This is a genomic window from Brucella daejeonensis, from assembly GCF_014199265.1.
GTDB lineage: Bacteria > Pseudomonadota > Alphaproteobacteria > Rhizobiales > Rhizobiaceae > Brucella > Brucella daejeonensis.
In genome coordinates this window covers 85,187-103,689 of sequence record NZ_JACIJG010000014.1, presented here as the reverse complement: position 1 = coordinate 103,689, position 18,503 = coordinate 85,187, and the positions used below count along the sequence as shown (strand labels likewise).

The following is an 18,503-nucleotide window of genomic DNA, read 5'->3' as shown; positions in this document are numbered from 1 at the left end:
CCGAGGCCGAAGAACGATATCACGCCATGCTGGACGCGCCACCCATGGCCGCATAACTTAAACCAAACGGTCTCCGGCAAACCCGGCGCGGTTCACGTCCTTGTCGTGCGGAAGAAATAATTTCTTTTGCCCGACGTGCGCTCAACTTCCGGTTATGAATCTTTTCAAACCAATTACTAACGATATCTCGGCTCTCCAAATGGAGTAAGTTTTGCCAAGTTTCAGAGTTCATCAGCTATCCTTTAGCTCACAACGACAATATACTATGCCGACGCGGTTTTGTCGTGAACTGTAGCCTCGACAAATTATGTGGTGCTATTTTAGTTGTAAGGCTCAGTCGTGGGCACAAATCCCCAGATTTGCGTTGCAACTTCAACGGTCATGAAAGCATTAAGCCTGTGTTTCATCGCAATATCGCTATATTAGCTGCCCCAAAATCTGGCTATGCAGGCGGGTTGGAAATTGTGGGCACCGTAATGCCACGATACTGGAGCAAGTTGAGACACGTCGTGTCGGTGTTGTCCTAGCGAAATGAAATCCTATTGGAGTTCAACGTAGAACGAAAAGAAAGCGAATCTCACTGTTCAGCGGCTCGTCGTTTGAGAACTTCGTCTTCTAACCTGCTAGGCTGAATAAAATAATATCGTATATCTGCATCGTCTACCGGCTGTTGACCTTGAATCGGACCGGCTCCATCAACCCCGAATGCATCACTTACGATCTGAATGATATCGGAACGCAGCTCCGTAAACCCCGCTTTGACATCATTATAATCAGCGAGCCCATTGTATGCTGTGAATGCTATAAATGCACCGATTTTTACCTTCGCATAAACTGATCCACTCTCAAATGAGACTGACTCGATAAAGAAATTCTGAATTTCAAATAGAAATGGTTCTATATTCTCATAGTGCCTAAAGTTCTTTGACGTTCTTCCAGAATAATTTATGGTTTTTCGGTCATACGCCATCTGAACGGCTGGAAGTAAGTCGAGAGAATTTTGCAATCTGGCGACAGAATCTGAGAGGAGAGGCAGCTGATTTACATTCATTCCCCCGACGATAAAATCATGATAACTTCTATTTGAAATTAAGTAACTAATGGTTCCAATATAAACGGACGTCTCAGTCTCTGCCATATCTCATGCCCCCTTTAAACGTAATGTTCGCCAACAGAGTCAAGATGACCATGCATTCTGTCAATAGCTTTAAGCAAACTGTGGGTTCTAACAGGTGCTCCCGAGTGACGCACTGTTGGTGTATAATGGCGCATTAGGTGTGCACACCTTTGCATAGGGGAATGAGTTGGCGCTGACGGAGTTGGTACTGCATAACTTACGCGCGCGTTTAAGCCAGTGCAATTTTACTGCGAGTCGCTATGCTGCGGCGCATCGTTTTTTAGTTTCGGTAACAACGTTACAATTTTTATGAGTTATTGAGTTATATATGCCCAGCTCCGAAGGGTGATAACCTTCGAGATGTTTCATCCGCTACTGCGTCAGCCGCTGCCACCAACACCGCGTCAGCAAAGTGAACGTACCTCGCCGTGATCGTTGTACTTTTGTGACCGAGCAATGCTCCGATAGTCGGCTCACTATAGCCCAGATCGGCAGCAAGGCTTGCGAAGCTGTGCCGAAGTGTGTGGAGCGTGATGCCCGCTGGAAGCTTCAGCTTCTCCCAATGCGTTTGCAGTGCCAAGGTTTCGCCTCGTGCGGGGATGAAAACCAAGCCGGAGGATTTCGCCGGGCCAAGCGCATCGCAAGCTGCCTTGGAAAGCGGGCGGATGCTGAAACCTGTCTTGGTATCCCCCAGCGTAGCGGTACGACGTTCGAGGTTTACTTCTTCCCAACGGAGCAGGCTGGCTTCGCTCCGCCTCCATCCCGTAAGGGCGAGGAAGCGGATTGCTGCCAGCGCGGGGGGGCACATGTCTTCACGGGCCAGTGCTTTGCCAAGCTCTTTGTATTCCTCGTCGTTAAGGCGGCGCATCTTGCGAGCGTCCGCTGGCCGCATGACTCCATGGACTGGATTGTCGGGCCGCAAGCCCAGCCGGACAGCGTAAGTGAAGATGCCGCCGAGCAGGCCAACCGTTCGGCTCGCCGTGCCAGTTCCGCCTCGCACCACCGACTTGCCCCTCGGCTTCTTTGTCTTCTCGATCTTCGCAGTTTTTCCCTTCGCCACATCGTTCATAAAATCCTCGATATCTTGGCGGGTGACTTGAGCAACTGACTTACGACCAAGGAGCGGTTTGATATGGCGTTCGATGCGGCCTGCATCCGTGGCAAGGGTCGAAGCTTTCTTCGGGCGACGCATCGTTGACCCTGCATCCTTGAGGTATTGGTCACATAGTTCGGCCACGGTCTGCACCGAGAGGCGCGCGGCAGTCGGGCTTTTACCTTTCACGACTACCTCGCCGAGGAGGCGCTGCGCTTCGGCCCTAGCAGTATCCGGTGTCCACGGCGCTCCGTGCCGTCCTATGGTGATCTTGTGCTGGCGTCCGTCCTTGGTGCGGAAAAAGAGAATGTAGGAAACAGACTCGCCACGTTGCCGTCGTGCCCCGAAACCTGTCACAGTGCTATCCCACACAACCGAGTTAACCGGCAAGGCCGCTATGTCCCGAATACCAATGCGTTTCTTTGACTGCGCCATGGGATGCCCTTTGAGTTTGCTTCCTAGGTAGCTAATAGGTAGCACAAATGGGCAATTCGTGGCAATAGTGGGTAATCGTGGTCTATTGAAATAGGTATTAAAATCAATGTGATGTAATTGATTTCAATTTTAGGAAAAGTTGCGTTTCTGCCCTCCGAAGGCAGAGGTCACAGGTTCGAATCCTGTCGGGTGCGCCATAAAATCAGGCATTTAGCCGCCATTTCAGATTATATCCGACATTCAACGCGCAGAATACTCGCCGCTGATGTTAAGCGGGGCGAGTCGTCGGAAACAAAATGGCCTCCGCTTTGGGCTGTCTTGATTCCTTGTTACGGCTGTATTTCCGCTATTGATCTGACCGAATTGGAATGACGGCCATTCGTCAAGCGTCCAGATCGCCTTCGGGCATGGCGGTTCCGCCCCATGTACTGCATTGCGGGGCTTTTTACTTTTAAAAAAAACGCCTTGGCACGTCGTCGGCGCAATCAAGCCGGAGCATGGTGAGATCGGTCACACGGCAGCGACGCCAAGAAATTTTTCAATGACGCCGTTGTTGTTTGCAAGCTCTCCTGTTTCGCCTAGCCAGGCGACCCTGCCGCGTTCGAGAATGATGACATGATCGGCAAAATCGAGCGCGCTCTGGATACGTTGTTCGACAAGCAGGATCGTCATGTCGCCTTTCTGCGCCAGTGTCGAGAATGCAGCCATCAACTCTTCGCAGATGACGGGTGCAAGGCCCTCCAGCGGTTCGTCGAGCAACAATACTGTTGGCTGCCCGAGAATGCTGCGAGCCGTTGAGAGCATCTGCTGCTCGCCACCGGAAAGCTGCGATCCAAGATTGCGTCGCCGCTCCTTCAGGCGCGGAAACATGGCATAGGCTTCTTCGAGTGCATCTTTCGGACGGCTTTTAAGGCCGACAAAAAGGTTTTCTTCGACTGTGAGGGTCGGAAAGATATCGCGGGTTTGCGGCACGTAGCCAAGACCGGCAATTGCGCGGGCCGCCGATGGAAGCGTGGCGATATTTTTCCCATCCAGCAGAATTTCGCCGCCATAACGGCGCGTCTGTCCGGCTATGGTGGCAAACAGACTGGTTTTTCCGACGCCGTTGCGGCCGAGAATGGCAAGCCGCGATCCCGGTTCAGCTTTGAACGACACATCGTCGATGACGCGTGTGGGGCCGTAACCCGAGGAAAGGTTGCGAACTTCAAGCGAGGCGGCACTCATTGCGCATAGCTCCCGAGATAGGCTTCACGGACGCGGGCATCCTGCACGACATCTTCCGGCAGTCCGTCAAAAATGACCGTACCGGCAGCCAGCACGATAACCCGTTTTGCAAAGCGAAAAACGAGATCCATATCATGCTCGATCATGAGTATCGCCAGATCGGCGGGCAGCCGGTCCAGCGCTTCCTCAATGCGACCCGTATCGCTTTGCGGAACACCGGCGGCAGGCTCGTCGAGCAGTAGAACTTTGGGTCGAAGCGCCAATGCAAGGGCGATTTCCAGAAGTCGCTGCTGGCCATAAGCGATTTCACTCACCCGCAACCGACCGAGAGGCAGCAGGCCAAGCGTATCGAGAATGTCGCGAACTTCGTCCATGACGTCCGGCATTTTGCGATAATTGCCAAGAATGCGACCTGTTTTGCCTTCGCGCTGCAGGATGGCAAGCGCGACGTGTTCTTCCGGCGTCATGTCAAAGAAGAGGCGTGTAACCTGAAATGAGCGCACCAGCCCGCGCCGGACGCGTCGCATCGCGTTGAATCTCGATATGTTTTCGCCGTCCAGCGTCACGGTGCCGGAGGTTGCTGCGAGATTGCCCGTAACCAGATTGACGAAAGTGGTCTTGCCCGCGCCATTCGGGCCGATGAGGGCGACACGGTCGCCTTTGGCGATGCTGAGCGAAACATCGTTCGTGACCGCCAAACCGCCGAAATTCTTGCGCAGCTTGCTAACTTCAAACACGGTACTCATTTGCTATGCGCTCTCTGCTTTTCGAAATGGTAAGCCACGGTTCCATAGAGACCGCGCGGCGCAAACAGCACGACCGCGATCAGCAGCGCTCCGACCATTGTGAGCCAATGGAAGGGGTTTGCGGCGGAGACGAGGTCCTCGAACCACATGAAAACCACCGTGCCGATCAGTCCGCCGAACAGCGATCCCGTCCCGCCGAGAACCAGCATTACCAGGGCTTCCGCCGACATTGTGAAACTCAAACTGTCAAGCCCGACGACCTGTGTGGAGATGGCGTTCAGCGCGCCCCCGATGCCGGCGACGGCACCGGATATGACATACATGCGAAGCTGTGCGGACTGAACCGACGCGCCCATTGCGTGAATGCGGATCGGGTCCTCCCTCACGCCACGGCAAAGCATACCGAATGGCGAACGCACGACATAGCGCAGGAAGATGAAGGAAACGAGCAGCAGAACGATGGCATAGACGTAGACTGTCTGCCCGTAGAGGTCGAACTCGAACATGCCGAATATGGGATCGGGGGAAATGCCGCTAAGGCCATCGCTGCCGCCGGTCCAGCCGGATGCCTTGTTGGCGGCTTCGTGGAACAGATGTACGACGGCAATCGATAGAACAAGCTGTGCGAGACCATGAGCGCGCAGGATGACAGTGCCGGAAACAAGCCCGGTGACAGCCCCTGCGGCAAGACCCGCAAGCGTCATCAGGATCGGGTCGGTAATGCCGAAATGGGCGGCGGCGATGCCCGCGCCATATGCGCCGGCGCCGAACAGGGCGGCATGACCGAGCGTGGCGATGCCGCAATAGCCCGTCACCAGGTCGAGCGACAGGACGAGGAGAGCGATCGCGACGATGCGTGTCAGCAGCGCCAGATTGTCGGGGAACAGAAACCAGCCGACGATACCGGCTGCAATAATGGCGCCGATGCCAATGAGGCCCGCATAAGAATGACGGATTTGGGGGAGGGGGTGCGCCATGTCGGTCATTTCCTGGCCAGCCTTCCCGCGAGACCGCGCGGGAACAATGTTACAATTACAATCACCGCGAGATAAAAGAAGAACTCGCCATATTCCGGTGCCAGATAACGACCCGTTGTGTCGATGGCACCGAGCAGGAGGCAGGCTATCAGCGCGCCGGGTATGGAGCCCGCGCCGCCAACGGAGACCACGACCAGAAATGTCACCATGTAGCGGAGCGCATAATAGGGTTCCACGGGCAGAAGTTCGGCTCCCACGACACCGCCGAAAGCAGCAAGCCCGATGGCAAGCGCAAAGCTGATCGCGTAGACGATTTGCGTTCGCACGCCGAGCGCTGCCGCCATGTTGGCATTGTCGACGGCGGCGCGCAGCTTTACGCCGAAGGCTGTGCGTTCGATGATGTACCAGAGACCGAGAGCGACGGCCAAGCCGCATCCGATTGCGAATACGCGGTGTTTTGCAATGGATCGAAATCCGAGATCGACCGATCCGCGAAACATTTCGGGCAGGGGAATGGTCTTCAGCGTCGGCCCGAATATGTAATTGGTAAGGCCGATTATGCAGAAGGTGATGCCGATGGTCATCAGCACCTGAGTCAGTTCGGGGGCTCCATAAATGCGCCGATAGAGTAGCTTTTCCACCGGAACGGCGATGATCATCGTACCGATGACGGCAATGATGATCGCGAAGCCGTAATTGAGGCCAAGCTGCTGGGCGGCATAGGATGCGAAATAGCCGCCGATCATTGCAAATGCGCCGTGAGCGAGATTGACGACACGCATCAAGCCCATGGTGACCGAAAGGCCTATGGAAATGACGAAAAGCACCATGCCATAGGCGAGGGCATCGACAGCAATGCTGAGCACAGTCTGCATTGAGGGGTCCTGTTGGAGCGCATCCCGAAGCGTTTGAACGATTTTCGGGATACGCGTTGAAATATGCAGTTGCGAACCGGGAGCGAATGCGCCTTGCCCTATTCAGGCATCGAGGCGATTGAACTCCTGAATGCCGATTATTGGGCTTTCAGGCCAGGGTCGCCCTGCTTCTCGAAGGTCTGGATTTCCTTGTTGTAATAGGTGCCGTCGTCAGCCTTGGCGACTTCGCGCAGATAGATGTTCTGCGTCATGTGGCGGCTTTCCGGGTCGATGGATACGGGGCCGCGCGGGCTGATCCATTCCATTCCCTTGACGGATTCGACGGCCTTTTCCGCATCTTTTTCGCCGCCGGTCGCTTCGATCATCTTGTAGACGACATGCATGCCGTCATAGGCCCCGACCGACGGGAAGGAAAGTTCCACAGGGTTGCCGATGGCTTTTCGGGCTTCCTCGACAAACTTCTTGTTCTCTGGCGAGTCATGCGAGATCGCGTAATGGAATGTCGTCAGAACGCCAAGCGCATTCTCTCCCAGTGCGGGAAGGTCGGATTCCTGGGTCAGGTCACCCGGCGCGAAAAGCTGGACGCCGGAACCCTTCAATCCATTGTCGACATAGGATTTCATGAAACCGAGCGTCGTTGGACCGGACGGCAGAAAAGCAAATACGCCCTGCGCGCCGGAATCCTTGATACGCTGCATGATCGGGCTGAAATCGTTCGTGGCGAGCGGCATGCGAATGGCTTCGACCACTTCGCCGCCGACTTCTGTGAACGCGGCCTTGAAAGCGTTTTCCGCATCCACGCCGGGACCGTAGTCGCTTACAACCGAGATGACCTTCTTGACACCTTTGTCCAGCACGACCTTTGCGATCGGGGTCGAAGTCTGCCAGGTTGTGAACGAAGTGCGCACCACATAGGGGCTCTTCGTAACGATGGAGGAGGTGGCGGCATTCATGACCACCATCGGCACATTGCCCTGCTTGAGAATGGGCGTAACCGCCATGGCGTCGGGGGTGAAATAGAAGCCGGCGAGATACTGCACGCCTTCCTTGACCACGAGTTCCTGCGCCAGCGCCTTGGATTGCGCCGGATCGGCTTGCGGCACATCGCGATAGACGATTTCCACGGTGTCATCGCCGATCTTGTCGCCATGTTCCGTCATATAGGCGTCGATGCCAGCCTTGAAGTTTTTGCCTTGAAGGGCAAATGGACCTGAGAAAGGACCGATGACGCCAACTTTCACGACATCGGCGTAAGCCGCTGATGTTGCGAGTGAAAAGACCGCAAGTGCGGTTAATGTGATTTTCTTCATGTTCTCCTCCCGATTGCCCAACATTCCCGTGCGTGACCGTCTTGTCGCATCAGGGAATGTCCTGATTTCAGAATGCCTATCTAATTGGTCATGTAAAATGAAAAATTTCCCATGAACGATAATCGCGTGGTTATATGTTGGGTGGCTGTTCGTTTCCGATCCGTGCGATCTTGTCGATCAGTGCGGATGCTATGTTGAGAACGCTGCCCGTCGATGCCACGATTTGCGGCAGTATCATCCATTCAACCATCCAGGCTGCGCCGGAACGCTCCTGTTCATGCAGCATGGCCTGATGCAGCCCGCCCATCTGGGCGGCGTTGAAACGGGCAAGGCCGACCAGTGTTTCCGCTGCTATGGGGTTCTGTTTATGTGGCATGGCGGACGATCCGCCGCCGCCGGTCAGCGACAGTTCCGCGCCCAGTTCAGCCATGAGCGCGATATCCTGTCCAAATTTTCCAAGCGTTCCCGTGACAAGGGAAAGCAGGTTGCCGAACTCGACAGGGAAGGCGCGCTGGCTGTGCCATTGCGGACCGTCATGCAGTTCAAGTCTATCCGCCAGCAACTTGCGCAGGGCCGCTCCATCGTCCGCGAATTTTTCCAGCGTTCCGGCCGCACCTCCAAACTGCACGGGAAAGACGACGGCATTCAGTCTTGCTTCGTAATCGCCAAGCGGCTGCCGCCAGCTCGCGATCCTGTCCGAAACGGTGATCGGGATAGCCGCCTGCATACGCGTATAACCGGTCAGCCTGTTCTTTCCGAATGCCGCATCGAGCCAGTCGAAACGTTGTGCGAGTTGTTGCAGTCGCCCGGAGAGGATCGCGGCTGCGCGCTTCAGGCGCAGGATCAGGCTCGTGTCGATGACGTCCTGGCTTGTCGCGCCAAAATGGACGTATTCGCCGTGGCCGTTTCCCACGGTTTTGCGCAGTTCATTTACGAATGAAGGAACGACCACCCCGTCACGCGCTGTCGCTTTCGCCAGTTCGGACAGGTTGGGCTCAAACGTTTCGGCGGCTTGCCTGATCGCCTGTCCTGCCTCGACCGGTATGAGACCGAGATCGGCTTGCGCTTCGGCCAGGGCCGTTTCGAAACGCAACATTTCGGAAATATCGGCCGCTGCCGTGAACAGGCTCAATATCTCTTCGTCATCGCCGAAAAGCTGCGCAAGAAAAGGGTGTTCGAAGACCGAAATGCTCATAGGTCAAATATCGAAAAAGACGGTTTCTTTCTCGCCCTGCAAGTGAATGTCGAAATGATAGACGTTACCCTCGCGCCCACCGATCAGGGTTTGTACCCGGCTGCGATGTTCGATGCGGGCAAGGACGGGATCTTCCGCATTGGCCTCGGCTTCATCGGAAAAATACATCCGTGTTTGCAAACCGAGATTAATACCGCGCGCGACGATCCACAAGGTGACGTGCGGCGCCATCAGGCGTCCGTCCCTGAAAGGAACACGGCCGGGCTTTATCGTCTCGAATGCAAATTCGCCGGTATCCATATGGCTTGCGCATCGGCCCCAGCCGCGAAAACCGGGATCGGCCGTCCCGCCGGCCTCATATGGGCTGTTGTAAAGCCCCGCTGCATCGGCCTGCCATATTTCGACAAGCGCATCGCGAAGCGGCGCGCCCATGCCATCGATGACATGGCCCTTGATCGTAATGCGTTCGCCAGCCGCACTCTCCGTATAGAGAGGACCTGAACCGAGATCCTCCCCGAAGACGCCATTTATGCCGACGAAATTGGGTGTCAGTCCGATATGAACGTAGGGTCCGGCGGTCTGCGACGCGGTTTCCTTCAGATAACCTAAAGACTGAACCATATCAGTTACCCTCCGGGCGATTTTCAAAGAATGTGGAACGGCGTCCGCGCAACACGATGTCGAACTTGTAGGCGAGCATATCCATCGGCAAACCGGCGTTCATGTCCAGCGGCGCAACAAGTCGTTCGATAGCCGATTTGTCCGGGATGGTCTTGACGATCGGGCATATCCAGATCATCGGGTCGCCCTCGAAATACATCTGTGTGATAAGGCGCTGCGCGAAACCATGACCGAAAACCGAAAAATGGATGTGCGCGGGGCGCCAGTCGTTCACGCCGTTCGGCCAGGGATAGGGACCGGGCTTTATGGTCTTGAACCAGTAATAGCCGTTCTCATCCGTAATCGTGCGGCCGACGCCGCCGAAATTGGGATCGATGGCGGCGAGATAGGTTTCCTTCTTGTGGCGATAACGCCCACCGGCATTGGCCTGCCAGAATTCCAGCAGCGCGCCCGGAACCGGCCGGTTACTCTCGTCGAGAACACGTCCATGCACCAGAATGCGCGGGCCTATCGGCATTTCGCCGGGACGCGCATAATTGAGGATGAGGTCGTTATCCAGTTCATGCAGCATGTTGTGCCCGAATACCGGGCCGGTGATTTCGCTCCTGGTGCCTTCGAGCGAAAGCAGGGCGCGGGTCGGTGAGCGAAGGACGGAGGTCTTGTACCACGGCGTATAGGCCGGTGGATGCATGGATAGATCGCGGGCAAAGAATGGAGTTGCCTCCGGCAGACTGTTCTTCATTTTTCAGCTTCCTCCGTTTCCATCTGCGCATAGGTCTGCTTGGCGATCTTGAATGCGTGGTTCGAAGCCGGAACCCCCGCATAGATAGCGACATGCATCAATGCTTCGCAGATGTCCTCCTTTGTCGCGCCTGTATTTTTCGTGGCGCGTATATGCATGGCAACTTCCTCGTCTTGTCCCAGTGCTGCAAGAAGCGCAATCGTGACGATGGAACGCTCGCGCATGGTCCAGCCGGGCCGTGACCAGACAGTCCCCCAGGCGGCTTCCGTTATAAGCTCCTGGAACGGGGCATCGAAGTCGGTCGCGCCGTTCGAAGCGCGATCCACATGCGTATCGCCCAGAACCGAACGGCGTACATTCATGCCGATCCTGTAGTGTTCCGACCGTACGGCATTGTCAGCCATGGTTATTCTCCATGCTAGAATCTGTTTGAAAGAAAATTACGCAACAGCGCGACATAGGCGTCGGGTTGTTCGACGCAGGGGATATGGCCACTGGCCGCGATTTCGGAGAAATCCGCTTCTGCAATGAGGCTTGCCAGTTCGCGCACAAGGGCAGGTGGCGTGGAGCCATCCTGATCTCCGACCAGACAAAGTGCGGGGACCGAAATTCCTTTCGCCGTTTCGGTCAGATCGGCGTCGCGCAGCGCGGCGCATGTTGCCGCATAACCGTCAAGCGGCTGCCGCTCGAACATATTGCAATAGGCGCGAAAGGCAGGATTGTCGGGGCGTCGATAGTTCGGCGTGAACCAGCGCGGCATGGTCGCGTCGAGGATGCTTGCAAGTCCGTCCTGCATAATTGCAGCAATACGGGCATTCCACATTTCCGCCGTGCCGATCTTGTGCGCTGTATTCGACAGGACAAGCCCGGCCACCAGATCGGGCCGGGACGCATAAACGCCTTGTGCAATCAGGCCGCCGACGGAAAGGCCGCAGATGATGGCCTGCTTTATCGAAAGTTCATCGAGCAGGGCGACGAGATCGGATGCAAGCAGTTCGATCGTGTAGGGAGTAGTTCCGATATCCGAAAGACCGTGACCGCGCTTGTCATAAACGAGCGTCGACACATCGTCATGCAGGCGCGTGCGAACGTCATCCCATATGCGGAAATCGGTTCCAAGCGAATTGATAAAAACCAGAACGGGCTTTTCTTCCGTTACCGGCCGAAAATCATAATGGATGACGACGTCGTTTAGGAACGCGAATTGCACGGCTTTCTCCTCTCGTGCAGCACTGTCCTTCTTTAAAGTGGTTAAGTAAAATGATATTATCAGCTAAAATCATAACTATAAGGTTATACAAGAGTGATCGGGAACAGGATCAAGTTTCGCCATCTGCACACATTCGTCGAGGTCGCGCGGCAGAAGAGCGTCGTGAAGGCCTCCGAAATTCTGAGCGTCAGCCAGCCGGCCGTGACCAAGACGATGCGCGAGCTGGAAGAGATTCTGGGCGTTCCGGTGGTGGAGCGGGACGGCCGCGGCATAAGGATAACCCGGTATGGCGAAGTGTTTCTTCGTCACGCCGGGACAGCTTTGACGGCCTTGCGGCAGGGACTGGATTCGGTTTCTCAGGAACTCGATGGATCGGGACCGCCTATCCGCATCGGCGCCTTGCCGACAGTGTCGACGCGCATCATGCCGAAAGCGATGAGCCTGTTCCTTGCGGAAAGAACGTCCAGCCGGGTCAAAATCGTTACGGGAGAAAATGCCGTGCTTCTGGAACAGTTGCGGGTCGGCGATCTCGATCTCGTGGTCGGGCGGCTTGCCGCGCCGGAAAAGATGACCGGCTTTTCATTCGAGCATCTTTATTCGGAACAGGTCCGGTTTCTGGTGCGGGCAGGGCACCCCCTGGCACATGGACACGCGATTTTTGAAAATCTGGCTGATTATCCGGTCTTGATGCCGACACGCAATTCGATCATTCGCCCCTTTGTAGACCGGTTGCTGATCACAAACGGCATAGGCGCCCTGCCGATCCAGATCGAGACTGTATCCGATGCGTTCGGACGCGCCTTTGTCCGCGACAGCGATGCCGTATGGATCATTTCGGAAGGGGTTGCGGCCAGAGACGTGTCGGAAGGCAAGCTCGTCGCGCTTCCAATCGATACAAGCGAGACGACGGGCCCGGTGGGGCTGACCATGCGCACGGACATGGTTCAAACGGCCGCCATGCAAATTCTGGTTCAGACAGTGCGTGAGGCGGCAGGTTCCAAATCTTATCGAGGCGGGATGGAAATCAGTCCGGTGGACTGATTTCTCCGTGTGGGCATTTCACGCTTTTGCTGGAAAGGCACCGGATATATGCCATCAGAATGGCAGTCCGACATAGTTTTCGGCAAGCGCGGTCGAAGCGGCTTCAGACGTGCAGAAATAATCGAGTTCCGCTTCCTGCACCTTCTGATCGAATGGAACCATATCCGGGAAGCGGTGCAGCATCTTGGTCATGGACCACGAAAAGCGTTCAGCCTTCCAGATGCGTGCGAGCGCATGGGCGGAATAGGCGTCGATGCCGGCATTCGACTTGTCGAGGTAAAACTCCCTCAGTCCTTCGTAAAGATAGTGCACGTCGCTCGCGGCCAGGTTCAGTCCCTTCGCGCCTGTCGGGGGAACGATATGGGCAGCGTCGCCGACGAGGAACAACCGTCCGAAGCGCATCGGTTCGGCCACGAAAGAGCGCAAAGGCGCAATGGATTTTTCGAAAGACGGTCCGGTCACCATGGCTTCGGCGTGATGTGCCGGAAGCCGTCGGCGCAATTCATCGTAAAAACGCTGGTCGCTCCAGTCTTCGATTTTCTCGTCGAGCGAACATTGAATATAATAACGGCTGCGCGTGAGGGAGCGCATGGAGCATAGCGCAAAACCGCGTTCATGGTTCGCATAGACCAGTTCGTGATCGACCGGCGGAATATCTGCCAGCACGCCGAGCCAGCCGAACGGATAGACCTTTTCAAAGATATCGATTGCCTTTTCCGGCACGGATTTCCGGCTTACACCGTGATAACCGTCGCATCCGGCGATGAAATCGCAATCGATGCGATGGGTTTTGCCGTCTTTTTCGTAAGTGACATATGGCGCCGCCGTATCAAAATCATGCGGCGTTACGTTGCCGGCTTCGTAAATGCCGGGCGTGTTGGATTTCTTGCGTTCATCCATGAGATCGTGCGTCAGTTCGGTCTGGCCGTAAACGGTAACCCGCTTGCCGGTCAGCCTGTGCAGGTCGATACGGTGATCGCGTCCGTCGAAAGCGAGCGAGAAACCGTCATGCGGCAATCCTTCTCTGTGGAGGCGCGCCGATGCTCCGGCTTCATCCATCAGATTGACGGTGCCTTCTTCCAATACGCCAGCGCGAACACGCCCCAGAATGTAATTCTCGCTGACGCGGTCCAGCACAATGTTGTCTATCCCGGCTTTTGTCAGAAGCTGGCCGAGAAGCAGGCCGGAAGGGCCTGATCCGATGATTGCGACCTGAGTGCGCATATGTTCCTCCCAATGCATGTCCTTTTATTCTTGAGGGAACCTCCATGCTGACAATGGATATTTCCGGCAATTTATTGTACAGATCGAACATAGAAGGAAGAGAAATGTCGGGCAATTTCGTTCCAACATATGAGCTTTACGGAGAAGAGAGCGAGCACAAGCCGGATTTCTGGCTGCATTGCGAGACGCTTTTTTCGCGATCGAGCCTGCACAATTTCGAGATTGCGCTGCATCGTCACGACAGCTTTTTTCAACTCCTTTATATCGAAGGCGGCGCGGGACATGCGCGTTTCGATAGCGTCGTTTGCCCCTTCCAGACACCATGCGCCATTCTGGTGCCGCCCGGATTCAATCACGGGTTTGCATTCTCCAGGGATATTGTGGGGCATATCGTGACGATCTTGAGCCCGCATATTCCATTTACCGGCGGAAGCGCCGGGGGCGTGATGTCGGAGTGGCTCATGCAGCCGCAACTGATATCGATGGCAGGCGCAGGCGAAGAAAATCTCGCATTGCTTTCTTCTCTCCTAAGGCAAATGCAGGAAGAGTTCCATGCAAGAAAACCATATAAAAACAGTTTGTTGGACTCTCTTATCAAGACAGCGTTCATTTATATTCTACGATATGCGTTTTCTTCGAATCCGGCGATGCAGGACGAGCGTCAGATGTACGGACATCCCCGTATGGAGCGCTTGCAGGAACTGATCGACCGCTATTACCGGGAACACAAGCCTGTTTCATTCTACGCGAAACTGCTGGGGGTTTCGCCGACGCATCTCAACCGGACTGTCAAACAGCTTACGGGGAGAACGACACAAGACATGGTTGCAAACAGGCTGATTGAGGCGGCTAGGCGCGATTTGATCGCCATGCCATCGTCTGTGCAGCATATCGCCTACAGTCTCGGTTTTTCGGATCCCGCTTATTTTTCGCGGTTCTTTCTGAAAATGACTGGGGAGACACCCCGTTCGTTTCGCTTGAGGGAGCGTGAACATCTGGCGGATCGGACCGCGTCACCACAAAGCTGAATTGGACTTTTCATCCTCGGCAATTCATCTCAGCAAGCCGCGCAGTTCCGACTGTAGCTGTAGCATGGCAGGCAGGAAGCGTTTAACCAGATCGCCTGTCTCGACATGGGCCACGGGCGCTCCGATGTTGAGTGCTGCGACAACGCTGCCGCGATGATTGAAGACAGGAACGGCAATGGAGCGTAGCCCAAGCTCCAGTTCCTGATCGTTGATTGCATAACCCTGATCGCGAATAAGAGCGAGCTCAGTCATTAACTGGCTAATTTCCGTTTTTGTGAACGGCGTCAGGCTTTTTCGTTCCGTCCGTTCGAGCAGGGCCCTTGCGTCAGCGTCGAAAAGCCAGGCCAGAAGCACGCGGCCCATCGAGGCGCAGTAGGCCAGTAGCCTGCTCCCGGCCATCAGGTTGATGGACATCACGCGCATTTGCGAAGCGCGCGCGATATAAACGATTTCGGTGCCGTCGAGAACGGATGCGGACGCACTTTCGCCGACCGTATCGGAGAGCCGGTCCAGATGCGGCTGGATGATCGTCGGCAAAGGTGTCGAAGAAAGATATGCGTGCCCGAGCCGCAGGATTTTGGGCTGGAGCATAAAGAATTTGCCGTCATATTCGGCATAACCGAGTTCGGCGAGCGTCAAAAGGCATCGCCGCGCCGTCGCGCGATCAAGGCCCGTAATTTTTGAAACGTCAGCTATCGAAAGACGTGGCCGGTCTTCACCGAACGCCTCGATGACCTTCAATCCTTTGGCAAAGCCTCCAACGAAATCGGTTTCGCGCATGAAATTTCCTCAATGTGAAAATTCAGTTTGTGCGATATATGAACAAATGTCAAATATCGCACAAACCGTTTGACCCTTTGCCGATCCGATGGCTAACTCCACCGCGATTGAGACCGGAGGAGATATGGACAAGACAATCGGAAGTCTGGCGGAGGCCGTTGCCGGGATAGGAGACGGCGCAACTGTCATGATCGGGGGATTTGGCGGCTCCGGTGCGCCGATCGAACTCATTCATGCCCTGATCGACAAGGGGACGAAGAACCTGACTGTCATCAACAACAATGCAGGCAACGGCCGCATTGGCATCGCCGCGATGATCGATGCGGGCATGGTCAGGAAGATGGTCTGCTCGTTCCCGCGTTCGTCCGATCCGCGCGCTTTCACCGACCGCTATCTGGCGGACGAAATAGAGCTTGAACTCGTACCGCAGGGAACGCTGGCCGAGCGCATCCGCGCGGGCGGTGCCGGTATCCCGGCATTTTATACGCCCACGGCCTATGGCACCGAGCTTGCCGAAGGCAAGGTGATCGCCGAATTCGACGGTCGGCCTTACGTGCAGGAACGCTGGCTCAAGGCGGATTTCGCGCTGATCAAGGCGCATGTCGCGGACGTTCACGGCAATCTGACCTACCGCATGGCGGCGCGCAACTTCAATCCGCTGATGTGCATGGCTGCGGCGAGGACCATCGTGCAGGCTTCGAAGATTCTGCCGCTTGGCGGCATCGAGCCGGAAAATGTCATCACGCCGGGCATCTTCGTCGACAGCATCATCGAAGTTGCAAATCCGCAGCAGGAAGAGGAACTCGTTCGGGCGGGAGTGACCTACGCATGACGACGATCAACACCCATGAGGATATAAAACTTTCCAACGCCCAGATTGCATGGCGCGCCGCGCAGGATATTGCCGATGGCGCCTATGTGAATCTCGGCATCGGTTTTCCCGAAATGGTCGCCCGCTATCAGCCGGAAGGCCGCGAAGCCATTTTCCACACCGAAAACGGCATTCTCGATTTCGGCAAGGCTCCGGCGGAAGGCGAGGAAGACTGGGACCTGATCAATGCCGGCAAGAAGGCCGTGACGTTGAAGCCCGGCGCCTCCTTCTTCCACCATGCCGACAGCTTCGCCATGGTGCGCGGTGGCCATCTCGACGTGGCGATCCTCGGTGCCTATCAGGTTGCCCGGAATGGCGATCTGGCTAACTGGCGGGTCGGTGCGAAGGGTGTGCCCGCCGTCGGCGGCGCGATGGATCTGGTCCACGGCGCGAAACAGGTCGTGGTCATCACCGAGCACGTCACCAGAAAAGGTGAGCCAAAACTGGTGGAAAAATGCACCTTTCCGCTGACCGGCGTCGGCTGCATCACGCGCATTTATACCAGCCACGCCGTTATCAATATCGACAAAGGCCGCTTTGTCCTGCGCGAAAAGCTTGCGGCCATGACACTGGAAGAGTTACAGGCCATGACCGGCGCAACGCTGCATATCGATGGCCCCGTGGCCGATCTCGTTGTTCCAGAATTGTGAGGCCAGAATCGTGAGAACTGCCGTGACTGAAGCTTATATCTGCGACTTTATCCGCACGCCCATCGGTCGGTATGGCGGCGCGCTTTCTTCCGTCCGCGCCGACGATCTCGGCGCAATCCCGCTCAAGGCGCTGATGGAACGCAACACGTCCGTCGATTGGGAAGCCGTCGATGACGTGATCTACGGCTCGGCCAATCAGGCTGGCGAAGACAACCGCAACGTCGCGCGCATGTCGCTGTTGCTGGCTGGCCTGCCGGTCAATGTTTCCGGCACCACGATCAACCGCCTGTGCGGCTCCGGCATGGACGCGCTCATCGCCGCTGCCCGCGCCATCAAGGCTGGCGAAGCGGAACTGATGATAGCCGGCGGCGTGGAAAGCATGAGCCGCGCGCCTTTCGTCATGCCGAAAGCGGACAGCGCCTTTTCGCGCAAGGCAGAAATCTTTGACACCACCATCGGCTGGCGTTTCATCAATCCGCTGATGAAGAAGCAATATGGCGTCGATTCCATGCCGGAAACCGGTGAAAACGTTGCCGCAGACTATAATGTCTCCCGCGCCGATCAGGACGCCTTTGCCGTCCGCAGCCAGGCGAAAGCTGCCGCTGCGCAAACCAATGGACGTCTGGCAAGGGAAATCACGCCCGTCACGATCCCGCAGCGCAAGGGCGATCCGGTCATCGTCGATAAGGATGAGCATCCGCGCGCCACGACCATCGAGACGCTGGCCAAGCTGCCGACCCCGTTTCGCGAAGGCGGTACGGTAACGGCGGGCAATGCGTCGGGCGTCAATGACGGCGCGGCAGCGCTGATCGTCGCTTCGGAAGCTGCCGTCAAGAAATACGGCCTTACGCCTATCGCCCGCGTCCTCGGCGGTGCTGCGGCTGGCGTTCCGCCGCGTATCATGGGTATGGGACCTGTTCCCGCGACCCGAAAGCTTTGCGCCCGTATCGGCATTGCGCCCGACGCTTTTGACGTGATCGAACTGAACGAAGCCTTTGCTTCGCAAGGTCTTGCGGTGCTGCGCGAGCTTGGCATTGCCGACGATGACGCCCGCGTCAATTCGAATGGCGGCGCGATTGCGCTCGGCCATCCGCTCGGCATGTCGGGCGCGCGTATTGCCGGTACGGCTGCGCTGGAACTGACGCTCAATGGCGGCAAATACGCACTCGCCACCATGTGCATCGGCGTCGGGCAGGGCATCGCCGTCGCGCTGGAACGCGCCTGACACTACAGTTGCAAATTCGTCAGGCCGTGGCGAAACGAGTGCTTTTCGAGTATCGGAACGCAAGAAATTGCCATTCGCAGCCGCTTATGGCAACTTTTGGAACAGTCTCTGAGACCAACGGCCGTTATCGCTCCGATAT

19 protein-coding genes are annotated in these 18,503 nt (G+C 56.2%); 5 read left to right on the top strand and 14 right to left on the bottom strand.

What is annotated here, in order from left to right:
• Positions 1 to 577: 577 nt before the first annotated feature.
• The 12 genes from FHS76_RS16900 to pcaD form a co-directional block, all read right to left on the bottom strand.
• A complete protein-coding gene (locus FHS76_RS16900) occupies positions 578 to 1,138 on the bottom strand; it encodes a hypothetical protein (protein WP_183655407.1) in 561 nt (186 codons plus the stop codon).
• Between the two features lie 301 nt (positions 1,139 to 1,439).
• Entirely contained in the window at positions 1,440 to 2,645 is a 1,206-nt protein-coding gene (locus tag FHS76_RS16895) for a tyrosine-type recombinase/integrase (RefSeq protein ID WP_183655404.1), read from the bottom strand.
• Positions 2,646 to 3,155: 510 nt separating this feature from the next.
• Positions 3,156 to 3,869 carry an ABC transporter ATP-binding protein gene (locus FHS76_RS16890; RefSeq protein ID WP_183655401.1) on the bottom strand — a complete coding sequence of 238 codons (714 nt, stop codon included), beginning with the start codon at positions 3,867 to 3,869 and terminating at the stop codon, positions 3,156 to 3,158.
• Complete coding sequence (locus FHS76_RS16885; protein WP_183655398.1) at positions 3,866 to 4,615, bottom strand: ABC transporter ATP-binding protein; 750 nt, start codon at positions 4,613 to 4,615, stop codon at positions 3,866 to 3,868. Before FHS76_RS16885 ends, FHS76_RS16890 begins: the two co-directional genes overlap by 4 nt.
• Positions 4,612 to 5,601 (bottom strand): branched-chain amino acid ABC transporter permease, encoded by a 990-nt coding sequence (locus FHS76_RS16880; RefSeq protein WP_183655395.1) that lies wholly within the window; start codon positions 5,599 to 5,601, stop codon positions 4,612 to 4,614. Before FHS76_RS16880 ends, FHS76_RS16885 begins: the two co-directional genes overlap by 4 nt.
• Positions 5,598 to 6,467 (bottom strand): branched-chain amino acid ABC transporter permease, encoded by an 870-nt coding sequence (locus FHS76_RS16875; protein WP_183655391.1) that lies wholly within the window; start codon positions 6,465 to 6,467, stop codon positions 5,598 to 5,600. Before FHS76_RS16875 ends, FHS76_RS16880 begins: the two co-directional genes overlap by 4 nt.
• A gap of 137 nt (positions 6,468 to 6,604) precedes the next feature.
• Positions 6,605 to 7,777, bottom strand: coding sequence for an ABC transporter substrate-binding protein (locus FHS76_RS16870; protein ID WP_183655388.1), 1,173 nt, complete (start codon positions 7,775 to 7,777; stop codon positions 6,605 to 6,607).
• 130 nt (positions 7,778 to 7,907) lie between these two features.
• Positions 7,908 to 8,972: a 3-carboxy-cis,cis-muconate cycloisomerase gene (locus tag FHS76_RS16865; protein ID WP_183655385.1), complete on the bottom strand. Its 1,065-nt coding sequence runs from the start codon at positions 8,970 to 8,972 to the stop codon at positions 7,908 to 7,910.
• Positions 8,973 to 8,975: 3 nt separating this feature from the next.
• A complete protein-coding gene (pcaG, locus tag FHS76_RS16860; RefSeq protein WP_183655382.1) occupies positions 8,976 to 9,593 on the bottom strand; it encodes a protocatechuate 3,4-dioxygenase subunit alpha in 618 nt (205 codons plus the stop codon).
• Between the two features lies 1 nt (position 9,594).
• On the bottom strand, positions 9,595 to 10,335 hold the full coding sequence (gene pcaH, locus FHS76_RS16855; RefSeq protein ID WP_183655379.1) for a protocatechuate 3,4-dioxygenase subunit beta: 741 nt from the start codon (positions 10,333 to 10,335) through the stop codon (positions 9,595 to 9,597).
• Positions 10,332 to 10,739, bottom strand: coding sequence for a 4-carboxymuconolactone decarboxylase (gene pcaC / locus FHS76_RS16850; RefSeq protein ID WP_183655376.1), 408 nt, complete (start codon positions 10,737 to 10,739; stop codon positions 10,332 to 10,334). Before pcaC ends, pcaH begins: the two co-directional genes overlap by 4 nt.
• Positions 10,740 to 10,753: 14 nt before the next feature.
• The gene (pcaD, locus tag FHS76_RS16845) at positions 10,754 to 11,545 is read right to left on the bottom strand and encodes a 3-oxoadipate enol-lactonase (protein WP_183655374.1); all 792 of its coding nucleotides are present in this window, start codon (positions 11,543 to 11,545) and stop codon (positions 10,754 to 10,756) included.
• 93 nt (positions 11,546 to 11,638) lie between these two features.
• Here pcaD and pcaQ point away from each other — a divergent pair, with 93 nt between their 5' ends.
• Positions 11,639 to 12,586 (top strand): pca operon transcription factor PcaQ, encoded by a 948-nt coding sequence (gene pcaQ / locus FHS76_RS16840; protein WP_183655371.1) that lies wholly within the window; start codon positions 11,639 to 11,641, stop codon positions 12,584 to 12,586.
• Positions 12,587 to 12,640: 54 nt separating this feature from the next.
• Here the strand turns inward: pcaQ and pobA are convergent, their stop codons facing one another.
• Positions 12,641 to 13,810, bottom strand: coding sequence for a 4-hydroxybenzoate 3-monooxygenase (gene pobA, locus FHS76_RS16835; RefSeq protein WP_183655368.1), 1,170 nt, complete (start codon positions 13,808 to 13,810; stop codon positions 12,641 to 12,643).
• Between the two features lie 104 nt (positions 13,811 to 13,914).
• On the opposite strand from pobA, the gene FHS76_RS16830 reads away from it, so the two are divergent.
• Entirely contained in the window at positions 13,915 to 14,838 is a 924-nt protein-coding gene (locus FHS76_RS16830) for a helix-turn-helix domain-containing protein (protein WP_183655423.1), read from the top strand.
• Positions 14,839 to 14,862: 24 nt separating this feature from the next.
• On the opposite strand, the gene FHS76_RS16825 is transcribed toward FHS76_RS16830, so the two are convergent.
• Positions 14,863 to 15,618, bottom strand: coding sequence for an IclR family transcriptional regulator (locus FHS76_RS16825; RefSeq protein WP_183655365.1), 756 nt, complete (start codon positions 15,616 to 15,618; stop codon positions 14,863 to 14,865).
• 124 nt (positions 15,619 to 15,742) lie between these two features.
• Between FHS76_RS16825 and FHS76_RS16820 the strand changes: the two genes are divergently transcribed.
• From FHS76_RS16820 to pcaF, 3 genes are read left to right on the top strand one after another with little or no spacing between them, the layout of a single operon-like run.
• The gene (locus tag FHS76_RS16820; RefSeq protein ID WP_183655362.1) at positions 15,743 to 16,450 is read left to right on the top strand and encodes a 3-oxoacid CoA-transferase subunit A; all 708 of its coding nucleotides are present in this window, start codon (positions 15,743 to 15,745) and stop codon (positions 16,448 to 16,450) included.
• The gene (locus FHS76_RS16815; protein WP_183655358.1) at positions 16,447 to 17,139 is read left to right on the top strand and encodes a CoA transferase subunit B; all 693 of its coding nucleotides are present in this window, start codon (positions 16,447 to 16,449) and stop codon (positions 17,137 to 17,139) included. The genes FHS76_RS16820 and FHS76_RS16815 overlap by 4 nt, the downstream gene beginning before the upstream one ends.
• 22 nt (positions 17,140 to 17,161) lie before the next feature.
• Positions 17,162 to 18,364, top strand: coding sequence for a 3-oxoadipyl-CoA thiolase (gene pcaF / locus FHS76_RS16810; protein WP_183655355.1), 1,203 nt, complete (start codon positions 17,162 to 17,164; stop codon positions 18,362 to 18,364).
• The last annotated feature ends 139 nt before the right edge of the window (positions 18,365 to 18,503 follow it).

What these genes read in the sequence shown, in the direction of transcription:
- FHS76_RS16870 (WP_183655388.1), bottom strand. Translation starts at nt 7,777, where the DNA reads ATGAAGAAAATCACATTAACCGCACTTGCGGTCTTTTCACTCGCAACA.
- FHS76_RS16895 (WP_183655404.1), bottom strand. Translation starts at nt 2,645, where the DNA reads ATGGCGCAGTCAAAGAAACGCATTGGTATTCGGGACATAGCGGCCTTG.
- FHS76_RS16820 (WP_183655362.1), top strand. Translation starts at nt 15,743, where the DNA reads ATGGACAAGACAATCGGAAGTCTGGCGGAGGCCGTTGCCGGGATAGGA.
- FHS76_RS16825 (WP_183655365.1), bottom strand. Translation starts at nt 15,618, where the DNA reads ATGCGCGAAACCGATTTCGTTGGAGGCTTTGCCAAAGGATTGAAGGTC.
- FHS76_RS16875 (WP_183655391.1), bottom strand. Translation starts at nt 6,467, where the DNA reads ATGCAGACTGTGCTCAGCATTGCTGTCGATGCCCTCGCCTATGGCATG.
- pcaG (WP_183655382.1), bottom strand. Translation starts at nt 9,593, where the DNA reads ATGGTTCAGTCTTTAGGTTATCTGAAGGAAACCGCGTCGCAGACCGCC.
- FHS76_RS16815 (WP_183655358.1), top strand. Translation starts at nt 16,447, where the DNA reads ATGACGACGATCAACACCCATGAGGATATAAAACTTTCCAACGCCCAG.
- pcaC (WP_183655376.1), bottom strand. Translation starts at nt 10,739, where the DNA reads ATGGCTGACAATGCCGTACGGTCGGAACACTACAGGATCGGCATGAAT.
- FHS76_RS16865 (WP_183655385.1), bottom strand. Translation starts at nt 8,972, where the DNA reads ATGAGCATTTCGGTCTTCGAACACCCTTTTCTTGCGCAGCTTTTCGGC.
- FHS76_RS16890 (WP_183655401.1), bottom strand. Translation starts at nt 3,869, where the DNA reads ATGAGTGCCGCCTCGCTTGAAGTTCGCAACCTTTCCTCGGGTTACGGC.
- FHS76_RS16885 (WP_183655398.1), bottom strand. Translation starts at nt 4,615, where the DNA reads ATGAGTACCGTGTTTGAAGTTAGCAAGCTGCGCAAGAATTTCGGCGGT.
- pobA (WP_183655368.1), bottom strand. Translation starts at nt 13,810, where the DNA reads ATGCGCACTCAGGTCGCAATCATCGGATCAGGCCCTTCCGGCCTGCTT.
- FHS76_RS16830 (WP_183655423.1), top strand. Translation starts at nt 13,915, where the DNA reads ATGTCGGGCAATTTCGTTCCAACATATGAGCTTTACGGAGAAGAGAGC.
- pcaH (WP_183655379.1), bottom strand. Translation starts at nt 10,335, where the DNA reads ATGAAGAACAGTCTGCCGGAGGCAACTCCATTCTTTGCCCGCGATCTA.
- FHS76_RS16880 (WP_183655395.1), bottom strand. Translation starts at nt 5,601, where the DNA reads ATGACCGACATGGCGCACCCCCTCCCCCAAATCCGTCATTCTTATGCG.
- FHS76_RS16900 (WP_183655407.1), bottom strand. Translation starts at nt 1,138, where the DNA reads ATGGCAGAGACTGAGACGTCCGTTTATATTGGAACCATTAGTTACTTA.